Source organism: Nocardiopsis sp. CC223A (genome assembly GCF_030766825.1).
Taxonomy (GTDB): Bacteria; Actinomycetota; Actinomycetes; order Streptosporangiales; family Streptosporangiaceae; genus Nocardiopsis.
The window spans coordinates 108,952-127,666 of the sequence record NZ_JASFDV010000003.1 but is presented as its reverse complement, the minus strand read 5'-3'; the positions used below and the strand labels follow the sequence as shown (position 1 = coordinate 127,666).

Sequence of the window (18,715 nt, the reverse complement as noted above, 5' to 3'; positions counted from 1 at the left end):
GGCGGGGCGCCGTCCGTCCGCGACGGCCAGGCTGGACCGCATGAGAACCCTCTACCTCACGCTCTCGGCCGCCTCCACGACACCGGAGGAGACCGCCCCCGACCTGGTCCGCCTGCTCCAGAACGAGGGGTGGCGGGTCACCGTGCTGTGCACGCCGACGGGCACCCGCTTCCACGACCTCGCCGCGCTGGAGGAGCTGACCGGCGAGCCGGTGCTCGTGGACTTCCGCCGCCCCGGCACGGGCGTGAGCCTGGCACCTCCAGATGCTGTTCTGGCCTGCCCGTGGTCGTTCAACAGCACCAACAAGACGGCGCTCGGCATCACGGACACGTTCGCGGTCGCGCTGGTGTGCGAGATGCTCGGGTGCGGTGTGCCGACGTTCCTGGTCCCCAAGCCCGGCGCCAGGCCGACCGGCCACCCCGCTACCATGCCGCCGAGCTCACCGGGTTGAGCACCCGCACCGGCTGGCCGCAGGGGATGCGGCTGATCGTCCGACGGGTCCGCCCCTCCCGCAGGCACGCCAAGAAGCCGACCGCTCTGGAGAAGCGCACCGGGTGGCGTTACTCCGTGTGCGCCACGAACATCGGCCGGATGCACCGCATCGCCGGTTCGCACCAGGCGCAGTTCCTGGACGCGCTGCACCGCGATCACGCCGAGGTTTCAGGACCGGGTGCGCACGAGCAAGGCATGGGGCTGGGTCTGCTGCCGTCATCGTCCTGGGATGTGAACCAGGGGTGGGTGCTCGCGGCGAACCTGGACGCCTGGCTGCGGCTGCTCACCTTGCACGATCACGGGGATCTGGCCGACGCCGAGCCCGAGACCATGCGGTTCCGGCTCTACCACCTGCCCGCCCGGCTGGCCGCCCACGCTCGCCGCCGTGTCCTGCGGATCGAGCGGACCTGGCCTTGGGCGGAGGCGTTCACCACCTGCTGGCGGCGGCTGACCGCCCTGTCGGCTCCGACCTGACCTGCGGGTCCGCCCCGACGAGCAGCAGGAAGGAGGACAGGAGAAGCCACCGGGACTTGTGGATCCCGGCGCGTCCGCGGCGACACGCGAGGGTTCGTTCCTGCCCGGACCAGGAACATCACGGGCGAAGCGCCGGATCGGAAGAGCACATCAGCCCTCTGACGAATCGAGGTCAACTTTGAAATCGCCCCGCCTTGAGAAGGCCTTCCGGGCAAGCTCAAAAGCGACTGGAGGAAAGGAAAGAATTATTCAGTGGTGGCCACGCGCAGTTATTTGCTGTTTGTGGCCACCTCACCGCAACCCGTTGTTGCAGTATTAAGGCCTCCGTCTTCCTGGGCGCGCTCAGCATCGCCTGTATTTTCATCTGTGACAAGCGCCTGGACAAGCACGTCGATGGATTTTGAGATGATCTCTCAAGGTGATATTGGGATATCGAAGTCGACGATTTCTTCCTTGCCGTCCTCTACGACCAGTTCCATAGCGGACACTTCTTCCGCACCTGGTGTTTCGGAGCAGAGTGCGGTGAGGGTATAGGTGGCGGCCGGTAACGTGATGGAATAGCTGCCGTCAGTCCCTGTGAGGTAGCCTTGTTCATTCATCGGTGGTCGGGGGCGTGAAGTTATCTCGGGGATCATGTTGCAATTTGGGAGTGGTTTCCCTGAGGTGTCCGTGACCACCCCCGAGACCGTTCCGTTGCCAGAAGGCTGGCATGCGGTGACTATGGCTATGGCCGCCATGGCGACGACCAAGGACTGGAGGTGTCTCGTTATTCCGGAGGAGGTTCCTGAGCTCATGTGCGCCAGTTTACATAGTTCGCCAGAACGGGTTCGGTGATGCGCGTGCCCCGATTCAATTCGTAGGCTCCATACGGTCCCCATGTGTGGATCGCAAGGGCGCACCAGTTCTGGCACTGGTGCATGGAATTTAGGGTGACGTAGTTCGAGGCCACCGCCGGCGGATCGCTGATCCTGGACCGCCTGGGGGAGGTCCTGCTCATCCACATGCTCCGCACCCACGCGAGCCGGGCCGACCGGCCCTTCAGCTGGCTCTGCGCGCTCAACGCCGACGGGATCGGCACGGCCATGCACGAGGACCTGGCGCACGCCTGGACGCTCCAGGAGCTCGCCGACGTCGGCCACATGTCGCGTTCGGCGTTCGCCCGGTCCTTCAAGGACCAGGTCGGGGTCCCGCCGCTGGAGTACCTGATCCACTGGCGCATGCGCCTGGCACGCGAGGCGCTGCGCCAGGGCACGATGTCCATCTCCGAACTCGCCTCCCGGACCGGCTACGGGTCCGAGAGCGCTTTCAGCACCGCGTTCCACCGCGTGGTCGGCGTCTCGCCCAAGAAGTTCCGGGACCGGGCCCGGCAGCCGGCCGGATAGGCGAGCCGGTCAGTGCCGCACGCGGTAGCGGAGGTAGACCACCTTCGAGGGACCGACGGCACGGGACTCGACGAGGTCCAGGTCCACGTGGCGCTCGGCCCGGGGGAAGAACGGGGTGCCGCCCCCGACCAGCACCGGGTAGACCCGGATCCGGTACTCGTCGACCAGGCCCAGCGCGGCCGCCTCGGCCGCCAGGGTGGCGCCGCCGATCGCGATGTCGCCCTCCCCCGGCTCGGCCCGCAACCGCTCGATCTCCTGTGCCAGACCGCCGGAGGCCAGGCGGGTGTTCCCCCGCACCTCCGACAGCGTGGTGGAGAACACCACCTTGGGCAGCGCCCGCCAGAGCGCGGCGAACTCCAGGGTGGAATGGTCGTGCTGCGGGTTCTGGTCGACGGTCTCCCAGTACACCATCGTTTCGTACAACCGCCGCCCCAGCAGGTGGACGCCGACCCGGCGCACCTCATCGGTGGCGAGGTCGAAGACCTCCTTATCAGGTACCGACCAGTCGAAGGAACCGTCCGGCCCGACGATGTAGCCGTCCAACGACACGCCCATCGAACAGATCACGCTGCGCATCTCACACCCTCCTCTGTCACGGGTTCGACAGTAAGACCACCGAACCCGGCAGAACTCATCGCGACCCGCACGATCCCTCATGTGCCCGGTGACCCGTCCCTGGAACAGCGCGCCCCGCAACCTGAGGGCATCGCGCGGCCCCCGGCCCCGGGGGGTTGTTCACCCGACCGGGGTGCCTGGCCCCGGCCGGAAGGCGAACCGCCGCCTCTGCCCCGGGGGGTTGTTCACCCGACCGGAGTGCCCGGCCACAGCCGGAGGGCATCGCGCCGCCCCCCGCCCCAGGGGGTTGTTCACCCGACCGGGAACCCCGGCCCCAGCCGGAAGGAGAACCGCCGCCTCTGCCCCGGGGGGTTGTTCACCCGACCGGAATGCTCAGCCCGAGCCGTGTCACGCCAGTGGGGTGCCCGGCCATAGGGGGTCTTCGCGACAGAGGTGAAGGTTTCCAAAAGGGCCACCGCTTGGAAACGGACGGGGCGCTACGCGTGGGCCCGGCCCCGGCCGCAGTCGGCGCCCGGCAGAGTGGTGGAGGGAATCGTTGGGCGCACGTCCCGGGTGGTGGGGGTGTGACTGCCGGAGCCGGGTGCACGTGGAGCGTGCACACCCGCACCGCTCGGGGCGGGAGGCAATGGTCCGCCTGCACAGGGCGGGATGCTCCACGCTCGTTTGAAAGCCCGACCACAGGTGGGGTGACCCCGATGGTGCCCGCCCTCCGCCACCACAGGGGGGTTGAGGGAGGCGTTCCCGCGACCTGTACCCCAGGGGGGTGGACCGGAGCGCTCCCACGACCCCCGACCCCAGACCGGAGGAAGGACCGCACACCCCGGCCGCCCGGGGTGAAGGCAGCACACATCTGCGGCCCCGACCCCAGAAGGGGCGAACCCGGGCCTGTCCACGCCCCCCCGCCGCAGAAGGGGGGCGGGGGGAAGAGAGGAAGAACCGTCGGCCTCCACCACCCCGAAAGGGATGCGACCCGCACCCGGCCTCCGGCCCTGGCCGCCCGGGGGCGTCCGGAACAAAGGGGGATCACGGCCTTCGCCACCGGCACCTCAGTGAGCGGGAGCGCTCTGGTTCACTCCTGTGGAGCCCGGTCGCGAGCACGCCCGGGTCCACACCCCCCTGCGTGGGGGTCGCGGTTCTTCTTCCGGTCCGGGGCCGGGGTCGCGGGTGCGTGCGGCCCTCACCCCCTGGAGTGAAGGAGAGCGGTTCTTGCTTCCCTTCACCCCCCTTCGGTGGCGGAGGGCGGGCACCGCCGGGGTCACCCCACCTGTGGTCGGGCTTTCAAACGAGCGTGGAGCATCCCGCCGTTTGCAGGCGGACCATTGCCTCCCACCCCGAGCGGTGCGGGTGTGCACGCTCCACGTGCACCCGGCTCCGGCAGTCACACCCCCACCACCCCGGACGGGCGCCCAACGAATCCCTCCGGCGCTCTGCCGGTGCGCCGACTGCGGCCGGGGCCGGGCCCACGCGTAGCGCCCCGTCCGTTTCCAAGCGGCTGAGCTTTTGGAAACCTTCACCTCTGTCGCGAAGACCCCCTGGGGCCGGGGTTCCCGGTCGGGTGGGCACCCCCCTGGGGTCGGACGGGGAGGATCACCGCGGCCTCCACCCCCTGGAGCCGGGCGGGCAGGTCACCGCGGCCCTCACCCCTTGCGGCGGGGACGGCGCGATGCCCTCCCGCAGGGGCCGGGGTTACCGGTCCGGTGGGCAACCCCCTGAGGCCGGGCGGGCAGGTCACCGCAGCCTCCACCCCCTGGAGCCGGGCGGGCAGGTCACCGCGGCCCTCACCCCCTGCGGCGGGGACGGCGCGACACCCTCCGGCAGGGGCCGGGCGCCCCGGGCGGATGGGCACCCCCTGAGGCCGGGCGGGGAGGACCACCGCGGCCTCCACCCCCTGGGGTCGGACGAGGAGGATCACCGCGGCCTCCACCCCCTGGAGCCGGGCGGGCAGGTCACCGCGGCCCTCACCCCTTGCGGCGGGGACGGCGCGATGCCCTCCCGCAGGGGCCGGGGTTCCCGGTCCGGTGGGCAACCCCCTGAGGCCGGGCGGGCAGGTCACCGCAGCCTCCACCCCCTGGAGCCGTGCGGGCAGATCACCGCGGCCCTCACCCCCTGCGCCGGGGTCGCGCGATGCCCTCCGGCAGGGGCCGGGCGCCCCGGGCGGGTGACCCCCCGGGGCGGAGGCCGCGTGACGCCCTCCGGTTGCGGTCGGGGGCTCCAGGCCGCGGCCGGGGCCCCTACGTGACCGGGGGCCGGGGGATGCCGCCCCGACCGTTCGGAGCCGGATGAAGTGGTCCGCCCACCAGAAGTACCGCGACCCCGGACAGGCACACCCGCACCGCACACGGCGTTGAAGGTTCCAGGAGACGACCGCCCCGGGGCGGGTGGACACGCCCCCGGCCTCGGCTGGTCCGGCGGGGTGCGGGGCGCCCCGGGCTACAGGGCTTCGGCGAGAGCGGCGTCGACGGCCGTCTGGAGACGTCTGCGCAGAGCCGCGCTCTCGGCGCGGTCGGTGCGCACCTCCACGATGCGCACCCCCTCGCCGAGCAGGGCCTTGGGCAGGTCCGTGGCCCATTCCAGGTGGACGTAGGGCACGTCGGCCATCGCCGCCACCCGCTCCATCGACACCCCGTGCGGGGTCCCGAAGACCCGCTCGAAGTCCGGGTGCCCCGCCTGCTCCAGCCCGGAGAAGATGCCGCCGCCGTCGTTGTTGACCACCACGATCGCCAGGTCCGGGCGCGGCTCGCCCGGCCCGATGATCAGCCCGTTCTGGTCGTGCAGCACCGCCAGGTCGCCCAGCAGCGCGAACGCCCCCGCGGCCGGGTCGGCCGCCTGGTGGGCCAGGGCGGCGCCGATCGCCGCGGAAACCGTGCCGTCGATACCGCTCACCCCCCGGTTGCCGACCAGCCGCACCCCGCAGCGGGCGCGCATGGTGGCGTCCAGGTCGCGGATGGGCATGCTCGACCCCGCGAACAGCAGCGACCCGGCGGCCAGGTGCGACACCAGGTCGCGGGCCAACCGCGGCTCGGTCGGCGTCTCCTGCTCGTCCAGCACCGCGTCCAGGGCGGTACGCGCGGCGGACTCGGCCCGCCCCCACAGCCGCGACCAGTCGGTGCGGCGCGGTTCCTCGAAGGAGAGCCCCGCCGGGGCCGCGACGGCGGCCACCACGTCGGTGGCGGTGCGCGCCGGGTCGGCGAACCCGTTGGGCAGCGACGCGCACGGGTCCCCCAGGGACCCGGCGGTGACCACCACGTGGCGGCGGGCCCGGCGCAGGAACGCCAGTGTCTGCCGGGACAGGTTGGGCCGCCCCACGCTGACCACCAGGTCCGGAGCGGGCCCCGCGGCGATCGCCGGGGACGCCAGCAACTGCCGGTAGGCGGACACCGCGCCCGTCCGGCGGGCGTTGGAGGTGGGTTCGGCCAGCAGTGGCCACCCGGTCAGCTCGGCCAGCGCCAGGAACGGCACCGGGTCGTAGTCACCGTCGCCGCACACGATCACGCCGCGCTCCACGTCGGGCAGCACGAACGCCGGCGGTTCGGCCGACGGCCCCGGCCGGGAGATCCACGGCGCCCCGTCGGCCCGCCCCTGGAGCGGCTCGGGCCACTCCTGGCCGAGCCCGTCGGGGGTGAGCGGGTCGCGGAACGCCACGTTCAGGTGCACCGGGCCGGGTCGCCCGCCGCGGGCGGCGCCCCAGGCGCGCCCCACCAGCGAACGCCAGTAGGCGACCATCCCCGGCACCGGGTCGGGGGTGCCGACCTCGGCGAACATCCGCACCGCCCCGCCGTACAGGCCGATCTGGTCCACGGTCTGGTTGGCGCCGGTGCCGCGCAGCTCGGGCGGCCGGTCGGCGGTCAGCACCAGCAGCGGCACCCCGCTCTCGTCGGCCTCCAGCACCGCGGGGTGGAAGTTGGCGGCGGCGGTCCCGGAGGTGCACACCACGGCCACGGGACGGCGCGACACCCGGGCCAGGCCCAGCGCGAGGAAGGACGCCGACCGCTCGTCCACGCGCACGTGCACCCGGATCCCGGGGTGGGAGACCAGGGCGAGCGCGAGCGGCGTCGAGCGCGACCCCGGCGCGACCACGGCCTCGGCCAGGCCGCAGCGGGCCAGTTCATCGACGAGGACCCGCGCCAGGGCGGTAGACGGATTCATGCAAACGCTTTCGTTCGTCAAAGTGTGCAACAAGTATCACCGCAGGGTGCCGGTGTGCCGCACGGCACCCCTCTTCGCACGGGCGCACACCTTCCAGTGAACCCCGTCCGGGTGCGAACGGCGAACGCCCGCACGTGTGATCCGCGTCCCGAACCGGTCAACCCCGCTGTTCGGCGGCGATGGCGGCCGCGGCGCGGGCGCGCCAGGGAGCGGGGTCGGTCTCGACCGCGCGCAACCGCTCCTCGTCGACCCGCACCGGCCGCACCGGCAGGTACCCGTTCTCGGGCAGCAGCGGGTCGGCGGTGACGTCGGCGGTGAGCATCTGCATGGTCGCCAGCCCGCACGCGTAGGGCAGCTCCGGCAGGGCGGCGGCCAGCGCCACCCCGGCGGCCAGGCCGACCGACGTCTCGACGGCGCTGGAGACCACCACCGGCAGCCCGCAGGCATCGGCGACCCGCAGGGCGGCGCGCACCCCGCCCAGGGGCTGCACCTTGAGCACGACGATGTCGGCGGCGTCGGCCGCACGCACCTTCAGGGGGTCCTCGGCGCGGCGGATCGACTCGTCGGCGGCCACCGGCACGTCCACCCGGCGGCGCACCGCGGCGAGTTCGTCAAGGGTGGCGCAGGGCTGCTCGACGTACTCCAGCCCGTACCGGTCCAGGGCGCGGACCATCCGTACCGCGGTGTCCGCGTCCCAGGCCCCGTTGGCGTCCACGCGCACCTTCCCGGCGGGGCCGATGGCGTCGCGCACCGCCTCCACCCGGGCCAGGTCCTCGGCCGGGTCCCGCCCCTTCTCGGCGACCTTCACCTTGGCGGTGGTGCAGCCGCCCGCCGTGACGATGGCGTGGGCCTTCCCGGGGTCCACGGCCGGGACGGTGACGTTGACCGCGACCCGGTCGCGCACCGGGGCGGGCCACCCCAGGTGGGCTGCCTCATGACAGGCCGCCCACCAGCGGGCGCACTCGCGCGGGCCGTACTCGGCGAAGGGCGAGAACTCGCCCCACCCGGCGGGCCCGCGCACCAGCATGCCCTCGCGCACGCTGATGCCGCGGAACCGGTCGCGCAGGCCGATGACGAAGGCCCGGCCCGCTCCGGGACCGGTCTCCGCGGCGGGGTCGGGGGACGGTGTCACGGGCGGCGCGGGAACTTGTCGAACTCCGGACGGCGCTTCTCCTTGAAGGCGTCCCGGCCCTCCTGGGCCTCCTCGCTCATGTAGTAGAGCATGGTGGCGTCACCGGCGAACTGCTGCATCCCGGCGGCGCCGTCGCTGACGGCGTTGATGGCGCCCTTGAGCATGCGCAGCGCCAGCGGGGACTTCTCCAGCAGCTCGCGGGCCCAGGAGACGGTCTCCTTCTCCAGGTCGGCCAGCGGCACCACGGTGTTGACCATGCCCATGTCCAGCGCCTCCTGGGCGCTGTACTGGCGGCACAGGTACCAGATCTCGCGGGCCTTCTTCAGGCCGACGGTCTCGGCGAGCAGCCAGGAGCCGTAGCCGCCGTCGAAGGAGCCGACCTTGGGGCCGGTCTGGCCGAACTTGGCGTTGTCGGCGGCGATGGTGAGGTCGCAGCACACCTGGAGCACGTTGCCGCCGCCGATGGACCACCCGGCGACCATGCAGATGACCGGCTTGGGCAGGCGGCGGATCTGCACCTGAAGGTCCAGGACGTTGAGGCGGCCGATGCCCTGGCGGGCCACGGCGTCGTCGCCGATGTAGCCGTCGTCGCCGCGGATCTTCTGGTCGCCGCCGGAGCAGAACGCCTGGTCGCCGGCGCCGGTGAAGATGATCACGCCGACCTCGGAGTCGTCGCGGGCGATGTTGAACGCCTGCTGGAGCTCGAAGAGGGTCTGCGGCCGGAACGCGTTGTGCCGCTCGGGCCGGTTGATCGTGATCTTGGCGATGCCCTCCGCGGTCTCGTAGATGATGTCGGAATACTCGCCCGACCGCTGCCAGTCGATCACGCTGCTCACGGCTACTGCTTCTCCTCACGGGAACATCGGAACGGCGGGCGCCCGGACCGGCTCCCACGGAGCCCCTCCCGGGGCGGCCCCCGCGTCAACCCTACGCATTGTGCCAGGCCGACGGGGACGATCGGGTACGCCCCCCGTGAGCGTGGCGGGCGTACCCTTGTGCCCCGTGGCTTCCGCGAACCTTCCCGACGTCCCCGACCCGACGACCGCCGACGGCCCGGCCCTGCGTGCCGCCGTCGGGCTGGAGCCGGGTCACCTGTCCGATCTGCTGGCCGCGGCCCTTCAGGGCGACGGCCCGGCGCTGATGCCGGTGCCCGCCGGCACCCCGGACGCCCGGGTGCGGGAGCTGCTCGGGGCGATGCGCCCCTCCTCGGTTCTGACCCCCCGGGGCGAGTCCCCGCTGGCGGGCGGCCTGCCCGCGGCCCCCGGGACGGCCCTGGTGGTCACCACCTCCGGGTCGACGGGTGCGCCCAAGGGCGTGGAGCTGTCGGCGGCGGCGCTGCTCGCCTCGGCGCGGGCGTCGGTGTCGCGGATCGGGGCCCGGCCGGGCGACTCCTGGCTGTGCGTGCTGCCCGCCGGGCACATCTCCGGCCTACAGGTGATGCTGCGCGCCCTGGTCACGGGCACCGAGGCGGTGCACGCGCCGTTCTCGGTGGAGGGGGTGCTCTCCCGGGCGGAGGAGCTCCGTCCGCACGTGTCCCTGGTGCCGACCCAGCTGCGGCGGCTGCTGGCCGCGGGGGCGGACCTGTCGGCGTTCGGGGTGGTCCTGCTGGGCGGGGCGGCCGCCGAACCCGGGCTGTTGGCGGCGGCGCGCGCCGCCGGGGGCCGGGTGGTCACCACCTACGGCATGAGCGAGACCTGCGGCGGGTGCGTCTACGACGGGGTGCCCCTGGACGGGGTGGGGGTGGCGATCGACGCCCCGGGACCGGACGGCGCCGGCCGGGTGCTGCTGTCGGGGCCGGTCCTGCTCACCCGCTACCGGACCGCCCCGGGGGCGGAGCCGGTGCCGGGCCCGGACACCGCCGCCGACGGGGCCCGGGTGCTGGGCACCAACGACCTGGGGCGCTGGGACGGGGAGCGGCTGACGGTCCTGGGCAGGATGGACGAGGTGATCAACACCGGCGGACACAAGGTGGTGCCCGAGCAGGTCAACGCACTGATCATGGCCGATCCCGCGGTGGCCGAGTCGGTGGTGGTGGGCCGCCCCGACCCCGAGTGGGGCGAGCGGGTGTGCGCGGTGGTGGTGCCCGCCGACCCGGCCGCTCCGCCCGCCCTGGAGCACCTGCGGGCGGTGGTGCGCGACCGGCTGCCCGCCTATGCGGCGCCGCGCGAGGTGGAGGTGCGCGACCGGCTGCCGATGCTGGCCTCGGGCAAACCGGACCTGGTGGCGCTGCGCCGCGGCTGAGGTCGGTTCCGGACGGGCCGTCCGCACCCCGGGCGGGACCGGCCGCCGTCACCGAAGGCGGACATGTCCGCCCGTGGTGGGGAACTTCCCCGGGCCGTCCGGCGTCTACCTGAGTATCCGGGCAGCACGAATGCCCGGATTCCACGGCCCCTCTGCCAAGGAGGTCCGCAGTTGGCGACAGCCACGAGTCCACCCGCCCACGCCCCTGCGCCCTCCCCCGCGCCTGGAGCGCCGTGCCCCGGCACGGCCGTCCGAGCGGGCTCCCATACCCGCTGTCTCCCACCGCCCGCCACTGAACGTGCGGTGATCCATGCCACTTCGAAAGATATCCAATCGAGACGGGGAACATTTGACACCCCGACACGTTGGACATATTGGCGCGTCCAGTCGGCGGGAGCCTTCCGCCACGTGCCACACGTCATGGAAGGGAGGGAGGTGTCCGGATGACGAGCACTGCCCGGACCCGTTCGGCGCCCACCGACGGCACCGCTCCGCTCGCGGCCGACCGCGCGGCACTGACCGACCTGCTCACCCGCGGGCGCGCCCAGGGGCAGCTGTCCCTCACCGAACTGCGCACCGCCTTCTCCGCGGCCGGAGTCTCCGCTGGCGACGGCCGCGCCATCCTGCGTGAACTCACCGACCACGGGGTCCGGCTCGCCAACGGGGGCGACCACTCCGCACCGGTGGCCGAACCCGACGCCGAGGACGACGTGCTGGAAAACACTCTCATCGCGACGGTGCCCGACACCGACGAGGCACCCAAGGCCGTATCCGGCAAGGTCGCACCGCGCAAGGGCCCCTCCCCCCGGAGGAAGACCCGCACCTCGCGGCGCACCAAGCAGACCGAGGACACATCCCAGGCCACCATCGACCCGGAGACCGGCGAGGCCGACCTGGACGACCAGTCCCCCGCCATGGGCGACTCCGTCCACACCTACCTCAAGGCCATCGGCCGCCGACAGCTGCTCACCGCCGAGCAGGAGGTCGAGCTGGCCAAGCGGGTCGAGGCCGGTCTGTACGCGGAGTACCGGCTGGGCCTGCACGGCGAGGTCGACACCTCCGTGCCGATGTCCGAGGTCGAGCGGGACGAGCTGGAGTGGATCGCCGAGGACGGCCGCAAGGCCAAGTCCCACATGCTGGAGGCCAACCTGCGCCTGGTGGTGTCGGTGGCCAAGAAGTACAGCGACCGGGGCATGTCGCTGCTGGACGTGGTCCAGGAGGGCAATCTCGGCCTGATCCGCGCCGTGGAGAAGTTCGACTACACCAAGGGCTTCAAGTTCTCCACCTACGCCATGTGGTGGATCCGTCAGGCGATCCAGCGCGGTTTCGCCGACTCGGCGCGCACCATCCGCCTGCCCGTCCACGTGCTGGAGCTGTTGAGCAAGGTCAGCCGCCTGGAGCGCGACATGCACCAGGCGCTGGGCCGCGAGCCCACCCCGGAGGAGCTGGCGCTGGAGCTGGACAAGACCCCGGCCCAGATCGAGGAGCTGCTGCGGGTCACCCGCCAGCCCATCAGCCTGGACTCCACCATCGGTGAGGACGGCGAGACCCGCATCGGCGACCTCATCGAGGACGTGGACGCCTCGGAGGCCTCCGAGGTGGTCGACCGCCAGCTCATGGCCGACCAGCTGCGCAACGCCCTGTCCGACCTGGAGCCGCGCGAGGCGACCATCATGTCGCTGCGCTTCGGCCTGATGGACGGCCGGCCGCGCACCCTGGACGAGATCGGCAAGCACCTGGGGCTGACCCGCGAGCGCATCCGGCAGCTGGAGAAGCAGTCGCTCTCCAAGCTGCGCCACCCGAGCCGTGCCCAGCAGCTGCTCGACTTCGCCAGCTAGCCGCCGCGAAGGGCCGCCTCCCGCACCCGGGAGGCGGCCCTTCGGCGTGTCCGGGGCCGGTCGGGGATGTCCCTGAACGTTCCCCGAGATCAGGGCCGGGAAGGGCGCGGACGGGCCCGGCGGTGCCACCATGGGGGAATGACGGACAGCATCTCCCAGCGGCAGGCCGAGATCGCCGCCGCCCTGCGCGCCGGCCGTGAGCTCGGGCCCGAGTACGACGACGCGCTGGCCGCGTCCCTGGTCGAACGCATCGACGACGCCATCGACACCAGCGTCCGGCGCCACCTGGACCACCGACAGCGCGAGCACAAGGGCAAGGTGGGGGTGCCCTCCAACACGGTGCGGATGGTGCTGTCCCTGGTGTGCCTGGGGGTGAGCATCCCCGCCACCGCGATCGCCGCGTCCCTGGTGGGCGGGCCGGTCGCCCTCATCTCCGTGTGGGCGGGGCTGATCCTCTTCTACATCATCTCCGTGACGGGCCTGCGCCGCTGAGCGGCGCCCGCCCCGGGGAGACTCAGCCCGGGGGCTGAACGGAGTCCAGCGCGGCGCGCAGGATGTCCACGGCCTCACCGTGGTCCAGCCCCACCCGGGAGATCACCTCGGCGTAGGCGCGGGCGGCCGCCAGCGCCTCCGCTCGCTGGTCGTCCCCCGCGGCCGCGATGAAGGTGCCCGAGCGGCCCCGGGTCTCGACGACCCCGGCCTGCTCCAGTTCCCGGTAGGCGCGGGCCACGGTGTTGACCGCCACCGACAGGTGCCCGGCCAGCGCCCGCACCGTCGGCAGCCGGTACCCGACCGGGAGTTCCCCGGCGGCGGCGGCCATCGCCACGGTCGTCCGGATCTGCTCGTAGGGCGGTACCTTCGACGTCGGGTCGACGCGGATGAAATCCGCCATCTCCTCCTGCGCTCCCCACGTTCGGTGTTCGTGCTCCGGGCCCCATACCCGTTCGCGCCCAAAACTACCGTGCGTGCGGACCCCGCGCCCGCGGGGGCGCGGGGCGTCGTGGACGTCAGGCGGCGCCGACCGTCCGGGGGACCCGCTGCACTCCGTGCAGCCGGTGCTCCTCACGGGCGGTGAGCAGCCGCTCGGCGACCTCGGTGGCCTCGCGCACCTCGGGCCGGGCCAGGCTCTTGCGCCGGTGGATGCGGTCCCGGTAGCCCTTCTCGCCGATGAGCACGCGCTCCCGGGCGTAGGCGGCCCGCATCGCCTCGGTGAGCGCGGTGTCCAGCGCCAGCCCGCACTCGTGCAGCTCCGCCGCCCCGGCCCCCGACTCGCGGGCGTCCTCCAGCGCCGCCTGGGCGGCCGCCACCTCCCGCAGCAGGTCGTCGAGCCGCCCGGCCCGCTCACGGTCGGCGATCAGGCTCTCCCGCGCCTGCGCCGTGCCACGTCCGCCAAGTCCCATCGCCCGCTCCGTTCATCTGTGTTGTTGGGTGTTTCCTCCCCGGTCTTCAGACCGGGGAGGAAACACCCTTCTCTTTCCTGGTGGTATAGGCATAGCCGTCCGCTCGCTGGAGCAGGCGGACGTGCCTGTGGTTGATGCCGGGTTGGCGGCCCTGGGCGGTGGTGATGTCGAAGCCATCCCTGGCACGGACCAGGACCCGACCGGTGTGGGTGCCTTGCCGTTTCCCGGTCGGGACCACGGCGCGGACCAGGTCGCCGGTGGCGAACCCGAAGTGCCGCTTGGTGCGCGGCAGCCGCAGTCGGGGGAACCCGTACTTGTCGGTGCGGGTACGGGCGTAGGAGCCGCGCCCCGCACACCCCGCGACCAGCACCGTGCCCACGACCCGGGTGACCGTGTCGGCCTTTCCGATGACCAGGGCGTCCAGGGTGTGGGACTTGGGCAGTCGGTTGCGGGTCCGGTTCCACTTGGTGCGCCCACCCGAGGCCGTATGGGTGGGGAGCCGCTCGTCCAGGGCCCGCCACAACGCCCACCGCGTGGTGTTGACGGCGGCGGCGTCCCGCAGCGGTGCCTTCGCGCGGGCCGTGATCTCGGCCAGGGTTTTCGGGTCGGTGGCGAACTCCTCCACCGGCCGGTCGGCCTTGGCCTGGTTGCAGGGGACACAGGCCAGGACCAGATTCGAGACCCGGTCGGAGCCGCCCCGGGAGCGGGGTCGGACGTGGTCGATGTTCAACGGCACGCCGGTGGTACCGCAGTAGGCGCAGGTGCGGCCGAACTTGGCCAACAGGTGCTCGCGGACCTCGTAGCCGTGCAGGGTGCCCTGCTGGTACTCGGCCCCTTCCAGGGGCTTGTCGGCGGACAGGGCGTGGGTGTCGAACGCGACCCGCTCCACGTGCACCGCCGTGACGGGCGCCCACCGGGCGAGCCGGTCCACCCACGCCACGGTGGTCTCCACCCGGTGACGCAAAGAGGGCGGCAGCCACCCCCGCGGCCGGGTGCGGTTGGAAAAGCGCGGGGCGCGGTGGCGCAGGTTCGCGGTCCGGCGCCGTTGCCGGTACCCGGACCGTTGGCCCATCTTCTTCGTGATCTGCGCGCCACGGTGGTCGAGCCGGAGGGCGTACCGGCCCCGCCGCTCACCTGGCCGGGAGGTGAACACCGCGATGCCGGTGTGCCTGCTGCCCGGGTCGATGCCGATCTCGACGCCGTCCACCTGCGACTGTGCGATGGTGCGGTCCTTGAGACGGATCGTGAACGGGGTGTGCCGGTGGACGACGGCCCGGCCCTTGGCCAGGAGCCTGCGGGCTCTGGCCGGTGGGCAGGGTTGCAGAGGTGTGCCGTGCCTGTCGAGGACGAACACGTACGCCTGGGACTGCTTGGTGTGCACCTCACGGTGCTGCTCCCCGGCCCCGGAGGGCTCGGGGGTGACGCCACCGGCACCGGGTGAGATGTCGGTGGTCTCCCCTCGACCATGTTCCGCACCGGGTACCACCGTCGTGCGGTGGTGTCCGCGCCCCGTTTCGTTCCCGATCCGGGGAGTGTCTACTGGCGCGGATTCCAGAACAGAAAGGACTGCGCCGGAGGCGTCCGTTGAGGGCGGTGGAGGGCGACGGGCGGGACGCTGAGGAAGCACGGCCTGGTGGGTCTGCCGTCCTGTGCGGAACGTAGCCATCAAGGTCACCTCCCTGTAGGTGATGGCCGGGTCTGGTAAAGGCGGCCCTCAGCCAGATGGGCTGAGAGCCCGGGCCTTCAGGCCCGGAATCCCTTTACCTGGTACACCGTCTGCAAGAGCACTGTAATAGTGACTTGGATCATGAGGCGAGCCGGATCGTGCGTCGGTGATGGCCTCCGCGCACAAAAAACGCCACATTAGGCGACAAAACTTGCGAAAGGACACAAGTGAGCAGGAACTACGCGGGGCTCAGTCGGGAGCGCATCATCCTGGAGGCACTCCACATCATCGCCGGACGCGGACTGGGCGGACTGTCCATGCGGCGGCTGGGCGACGCCCTGGAGGTGGAGGCCATGGCCATCTACCACCACTTCCCGCTGGGCAAGGAGCAGCTCTTCAACGCCATCGCCGCCTACGTGACCTCCCCCGGGGCCACCGGCGAGACGCTCCCGGAGGAGGCCGTCCCGCAGGACGGCGAAGAGCCGCGGGAAGCCGACACCGAGGAGGCCGACACCCGTCCCTGGGACCAGCGCCTGACCTCCTGGGCCGACGGCTACCGCGCCCGCCTGCTGGAGTACTCCGGCGCCCTGTCCCTGCTGGTGCACCGCGCCCCCGCGACCCCCGCCGACACCGCCGCCCGCGCCCTGGTCCACCGCGCCTTCACCGAGGCCGGGGTGCCCGAGGACGACCTCGACCGCGCCGCCGACGCCCTGTACGCCCACTGCCTGGGCGCGGTCGTCCACCAGGTCCGCCACCAGGACGACGAGGACGCCCCCGACGCCGAGGAGGCCGCCGCCCGCTTCCACTACGGGCTGCGCGCCCTGCTGCGCGGACTGGCCGCCTGACGGGAACCGGGGGGTGGTGTCCCGCCGAGTGGTGTGACTTCGTCCGATCCCCGGGTACCGAAGGCGACAACGCTCCGGTCGGCGACTCGTCCTCGTCCGGACAGCCGGTGTTCTCACACCACTCGACGGGACATGACCGAACCGGGACCCGCCTCCGGGCGTCCGTGTCCCCGAGGGTGCCGCTCCCCCGCGCCCGAACACTCCCGAGCACCCCGCCCGGACGGGCACCGCCGGGGCGGAACGGGAAAGGCCCATGGTTCTCAGGCGTCTGCTCGCCGGTATCGGTTTCGGCGGGGCCGCGGTCGAGACCCACCCGGACTCGGCCTCGACCCGCCCCGGCGGCACGGTGCGCGGCACCGTGCCGGTCGAGGGCGGGGACGTCGAGCGAGAGGTCGAAGAACCCACCGCGGGCCCACAGGCCGCGGTCGAGTCCGAGTCCGGTGACGGCGAGGTCACCTCCCACACGGAGTTCCACCGGGTCCGGCCGGGCGGACCCGCCTGGTCCCGGGGCAACGCTTCGAGTCACCGAGGGGCGCGACACCTTCACGAGCTTCGGCGTCACCCACGAGCAGGCCGCCGCGACGGACCGGCGCCGGGAACCGGACCGGTGGATCGACGCCCCGGCCGGGCGCCGCGACCTCTTCCGACCGGTGGTCCCGGCCGGGGCGCCGCCCCGGCCGGGACCCGGCTCAGGCCTCCCCGGCGCGCTCGCGGACCCGCTCCGCACGCAGCTCGCGCGCCTGGTCCGGGTCGAGCACGGGGGCGGCGTTGAGCAGTTGGCGGGTGTACTCGCTCTGCGGGTCCTCGTAGATGGAGTCGCTGTCGCCCAGCTCCACCACCTCGCCCTTGCGCATCACCGCGACGCGGTCGCTGACCTGGCGCACCACCGCCAGGTCGTGGGCGACGAAGATGTAGGTCAGCCCGAAGTCGTCCTGGAGCTCCGACAGCAGCCGCAGCACCTGGTCCTGGGTGGACACGTCCAGCGCCGACACCGGCTCGTCGCAGATGATCAGCTTGGGCTTGAGGATCAGCGCCCGCGCGATCGCGATCCGCTGGCGCTGGCCGCCGGAGAACGCGTGCGGGAACCGGTTGTAGTGGCTCGGTTCCAGCCCCACCCGGTCCAGCAGCTCCTGCACCTCGCGCTTGATCTTCCTGGTGTCGCGCTCGCCCTGCACCCGCAGCGCCGTGCCGATCGCGTCGCCCACGGTGACCCGCGGGTTCAGCGACGAGTACGGGTTCTGGAACACCATCTGCACGTCCCGGCGCAGCGGACGCATCCGGCGTTCGGCGATGTGGGTGATGTCCTCGCCCTCGAACTCGATGCGGCCCTCGGTGGGCTCCAGCAGGCGCATGACCATCCGCGACAGCGTGCTCTTGCCCGAGCCGGACTCGCCCACGATGCCCAGCGTCTCGCCCTTGTACAGGTCGAAGGAGACGCCCTTGACGGCCCAGAAGTCGGTGGAACGCCCCCACAGCCCGCCGCGCACCTTGAAGCGCTGACCCACCCCCGAGGCCTTGAGCAGGACCTCCCGCTCACCCTCCGGCTCCTGGGGGGCGAACGCGGCGAACTCCTCCTGTGCCGGGGCCTCCTCGGTGGCCGCCCCGGCGGCGCGCTGCTCCCCGCGTTCGCGTTCGGCCCGGTCGGCGCGGTCCTGGGCGCGGCGCTGGGCCCGGGAGACCTCCACCCGCGGCACCGCGGCCAGCAGCGCCCGGGTGTAGGGGTGCTCGGGCTCGGACAGCACCGTGCGCACGTCACCGCGCTCCACCGCCACCCCGTGCCGCATCACCACGACCTCGTCCACCGAACCCGCCACCACCGCCAGGTCGTGCGAGACCAGGATCAGCGCCATGCCCAGGTCCCGGCGCAGCTCGTCCAGCAGGTCCAGGATGCGCGCCTGCACCGTCACGTCCAGCGCCGTGGTCGGCTCGTCGGCCAGCAGCACCTTGGGATCGCACATCAGCCCCATCGCGATCACCACACGCTGGCGCATACCACCGGAGAACTCGTGCGGATAGGAGTTGATCCGCTTGCCCGGGAAGGGGATCCCCACCCGGTCCAGCGCCTCGACCGCGTGCTTGCGGGCCTCCGCCCTGGACACGTCCGGCCGATGCACGCGCAATGCCTCGACCAACTGGTCGCCGATGGTGTACTGCGGGTGCAGCGACTGCATCGGGTCCTGGAAGACCATCGCGATGTCGTTGCCGCGCATCGCCCGCAACTGCTTGTCGGTCAGCTTGTTGACGTCCTGCCCGGCCACCTCGATGGTGCCGGTGATGTCGGCCCGGCTGCCGCGGTGCAGGCCCATCAGGGCCAGCGAGGTCACGCTCTTGCCCGAGCCCGACTCGCCCACGATGCCCAGCCCTCCCCCGGCGGACACCTCGAAGGACAGTCCGTCCACCGCCTGGATCCGGCCGTCCAGGGTCGGGAACGCCACCCGCAGGTCGTCCACCCGGACGACGGGTTCGGGTGCGGATTCGCTCATAGGAGAGGCCTCTGCTCTCTGGGTCCGGGATCGTGGATAC

17 protein-coding genes are annotated in these 18,715 nt (G+C 72.5%); 8 read left to right on the top strand and 9 right to left on the bottom strand.

Translation table 11 applies throughout. From position 1 onward, the window contains the following. Positions 1-40 precede the first annotated feature (40 nt). Both QJS33_RS02350 and QJS33_RS02345 read left to right on the top strand, forming a co-directional pair. A complete protein-coding gene (locus QJS33_RS02350) occupies positions 41-451 on the top strand; it encodes a flavoprotein (RefSeq protein ID WP_372339565.1) in 411 nt (136 codons plus the stop codon). Then, entirely contained in the window at positions 448-966 is a 519-nt protein-coding gene (locus QJS33_RS02345) for a transposase (protein WP_306366160.1), read from the top strand. The genes QJS33_RS02350 and QJS33_RS02345 overlap by 4 nt, the downstream gene beginning before the upstream one ends. A 413-nt stretch (positions 967-1,379) precedes the next feature. Here the strand turns inward: QJS33_RS02345 and QJS33_RS02340 are convergent, their stop codons facing one another. Further along, positions 1,380-1,703 carry a carboxypeptidase-like regulatory domain-containing protein gene (locus QJS33_RS02340; RefSeq protein ID WP_306366190.1) on the bottom strand — a complete coding sequence of 108 codons (324 nt, stop codon included), beginning with the start codon at positions 1,701-1,703 and terminating at the stop codon, positions 1,380-1,382. A gap of 264 nt (positions 1,704-1,967) precedes the next feature. Here QJS33_RS02340 and QJS33_RS02335 point away from each other — a divergent pair, with 264 nt between their 5' ends. Continuing rightward, complete coding sequence (locus tag QJS33_RS02335) at positions 1,968-2,348, top strand: helix-turn-helix transcriptional regulator (protein ID WP_306366159.1); 381 nt, start codon at positions 1,968-1,970, stop codon at positions 2,346-2,348. A gap of 9 nt (positions 2,349-2,357) precedes the next feature. On the opposite strand, the gene QJS33_RS02330 is transcribed toward QJS33_RS02335, so the two are convergent. From QJS33_RS02330 to menB, 4 genes are all read right to left on the bottom strand, one after another. Next, positions 2,358-2,924: a dihydrofolate reductase family protein gene (locus QJS33_RS02330; RefSeq protein ID WP_306366158.1), complete on the bottom strand. Its 567-nt coding sequence runs from the start codon at positions 2,922-2,924 to the stop codon at positions 2,358-2,360. Between the two features lie 2,430 nt (positions 2,925-5,354). Further along, on the bottom strand, positions 5,355-7,070 hold the full coding sequence (gene menD, locus QJS33_RS02325) for a 2-succinyl-5-enolpyruvyl-6-hydroxy-3-cyclohexene-1-carboxylic-acid synthase (RefSeq protein WP_306366157.1): 1,716 nt from the start codon (positions 7,068-7,070) through the stop codon (positions 5,355-5,357). Between the two features lie 157 nt (positions 7,071-7,227). Then, positions 7,228-8,202 (bottom strand): o-succinylbenzoate synthase, encoded by a 975-nt coding sequence (locus QJS33_RS02320; protein ID WP_306366156.1) that lies wholly within the window; start codon positions 8,200-8,202, stop codon positions 7,228-7,230. Beyond that, on the bottom strand, positions 8,199-9,038 hold the full coding sequence (gene menB, locus QJS33_RS02315) for a 1,4-dihydroxy-2-naphthoyl-CoA synthase (protein ID WP_306366155.1): 840 nt from the start codon (positions 9,036-9,038) through the stop codon (positions 8,199-8,201). The genes QJS33_RS02320 and menB overlap by 4 nt, the downstream gene beginning before the upstream one ends. Positions 9,039-9,261: 223 nt before the next feature. Here menB and QJS33_RS02310 point away from each other — a divergent pair, with 223 nt between their 5' ends. From QJS33_RS02310 to QJS33_RS02300, 3 genes are all read left to right on the top strand, one after another. Beyond that, the gene (locus tag QJS33_RS02310; protein ID WP_372339568.1) at positions 9,262-10,443 is read left to right on the top strand and encodes an AMP-binding protein; all 1,182 of its coding nucleotides are present in this window, start codon (positions 9,262-9,264) and stop codon (positions 10,441-10,443) included. A 443-nt stretch (positions 10,444-10,886) separates the two neighbouring features. Further along, on the top strand, positions 10,887-12,281 hold the full coding sequence (locus QJS33_RS02305; protein ID WP_306366154.1) for an RNA polymerase sigma factor: 1,395 nt from the start codon (positions 10,887-10,889) through the stop codon (positions 12,279-12,281). Positions 12,282-12,419: 138 nt separating this feature from the next. After that, on the top strand, positions 12,420-12,773 hold the full coding sequence (locus tag QJS33_RS02300; RefSeq protein ID WP_306366153.1) for a hypothetical protein: 354 nt from the start codon (positions 12,420-12,422) through the stop codon (positions 12,771-12,773). Between the two features lie 22 nt (positions 12,774-12,795). Here QJS33_RS02300 and QJS33_RS02295 read toward each other — a convergent pair whose 3' ends face one another. The 3 genes from QJS33_RS02295 to iscB all read right to left on the bottom strand — a co-directional run bounded on the left by QJS33_RS02295 (position 12,796) and on the right by iscB (position 15,062). Next, positions 12,796-13,173 (bottom strand): GntR family transcriptional regulator, encoded by a 378-nt coding sequence (locus QJS33_RS02295; protein WP_306366152.1) that lies wholly within the window; start codon positions 13,171-13,173, stop codon positions 12,796-12,798. Positions 13,174-13,288: 115 nt separating this feature from the next. Continuing rightward, positions 13,289-13,681 carry a hypothetical protein gene (locus tag QJS33_RS02290; protein WP_306366151.1) on the bottom strand — a complete coding sequence of 131 codons (393 nt, stop codon included), beginning with the start codon at positions 13,679-13,681 and terminating at the stop codon, positions 13,289-13,291. A 46-nt stretch (positions 13,682-13,727) separates the two neighbouring features. After that, positions 13,728-15,062: an RNA-guided endonuclease IscB gene (gene iscB / locus QJS33_RS02285; RefSeq protein WP_306366150.1), complete on the bottom strand. Its 1,335-nt coding sequence runs from the start codon at positions 15,060-15,062 to the stop codon at positions 13,728-13,730. Positions 15,063-15,574: 512 nt separating this feature from the next. Here iscB and QJS33_RS02280 point away from each other — a divergent pair. Next, entirely contained in the window at positions 15,575-16,192 is a 618-nt protein-coding gene (locus QJS33_RS02280; RefSeq protein ID WP_306366149.1) for a TetR/AcrR family transcriptional regulator, read from the top strand. Positions 16,193-16,445: 253 nt separating this feature from the next. After that, on the top strand, positions 16,446-16,964 hold the full coding sequence (locus QJS33_RS02275; RefSeq protein WP_306366148.1) for a sporulation protein: 519 nt from the start codon (positions 16,446-16,448) through the stop codon (positions 16,962-16,964). On the opposite strand, the gene QJS33_RS02270 is transcribed toward QJS33_RS02275, so the two are convergent. Then, a complete protein-coding gene (locus tag QJS33_RS02270) occupies positions 16,882-18,675 on the bottom strand; it encodes an ABC transporter ATP-binding protein (RefSeq protein ID WP_306366147.1) in 1,794 nt (597 codons plus the stop codon). The genes QJS33_RS02275 and QJS33_RS02270 overlap by 83 nt on opposite strands. Between the last annotated feature and the right edge of the window lie 40 nt (positions 18,676-18,715).

Excerpts from the sequence above, each read along its gene's own strand:
- QJS33_RS02330 (WP_306366158.1), bottom strand. The coding sequence starts at position 2,924 with ATGCGCAGCGTGATCTGTTCGATGGGCGTGTCGTTGGACGGCTACATC.
- QJS33_RS02350 (WP_372339565.1), top strand. The coding sequence starts at position 41 with ATGAGAACCCTCTACCTCACGCTCTCGGCCGCCTCCACGACACCGGAG.
- QJS33_RS02305 (WP_306366154.1), top strand. The coding sequence starts at position 10,887 with ATGACGAGCACTGCCCGGACCCGTTCGGCGCCCACCGACGGCACCGCT.
- QJS33_RS02335 (WP_306366159.1), top strand. The coding sequence starts at position 1,968 with ATGCTCCGCACCCACGCGAGCCGGGCCGACCGGCCCTTCAGCTGGCTC.
- QJS33_RS02275 (WP_306366148.1), top strand. The coding sequence starts at position 16,446 with ATGGTTCTCAGGCGTCTGCTCGCCGGTATCGGTTTCGGCGGGGCCGCG.
- menD (WP_306366157.1), bottom strand. The coding sequence starts at position 7,070 with ATGAATCCGTCTACCGCCCTGGCGCGGGTCCTCGTCGATGAACTGGCC.
- QJS33_RS02295 (WP_306366152.1), bottom strand. The coding sequence starts at position 13,173 with ATGGCGGATTTCATCCGCGTCGACCCGACGTCGAAGGTACCGCCCTAC.
- QJS33_RS02290 (WP_306366151.1), bottom strand. The coding sequence starts at position 13,681 with ATGGGACTTGGCGGACGTGGCACGGCGCAGGCGCGGGAGAGCCTGATC.
- QJS33_RS02300 (WP_306366153.1), top strand. The coding sequence starts at position 12,420 with ATGACGGACAGCATCTCCCAGCGGCAGGCCGAGATCGCCGCCGCCCTG.
- QJS33_RS02270 (WP_306366147.1), bottom strand. The coding sequence starts at position 18,675 with ATGAGCGAATCCGCACCCGAACCCGTCGTCCGGGTGGACGACCTGCGG.
- QJS33_RS02340 (WP_306366190.1), bottom strand. The coding sequence starts at position 1,703 with ATGGCGGCCATAGCCATAGTCACCGCATGCCAGCCTTCTGGCAACGGA.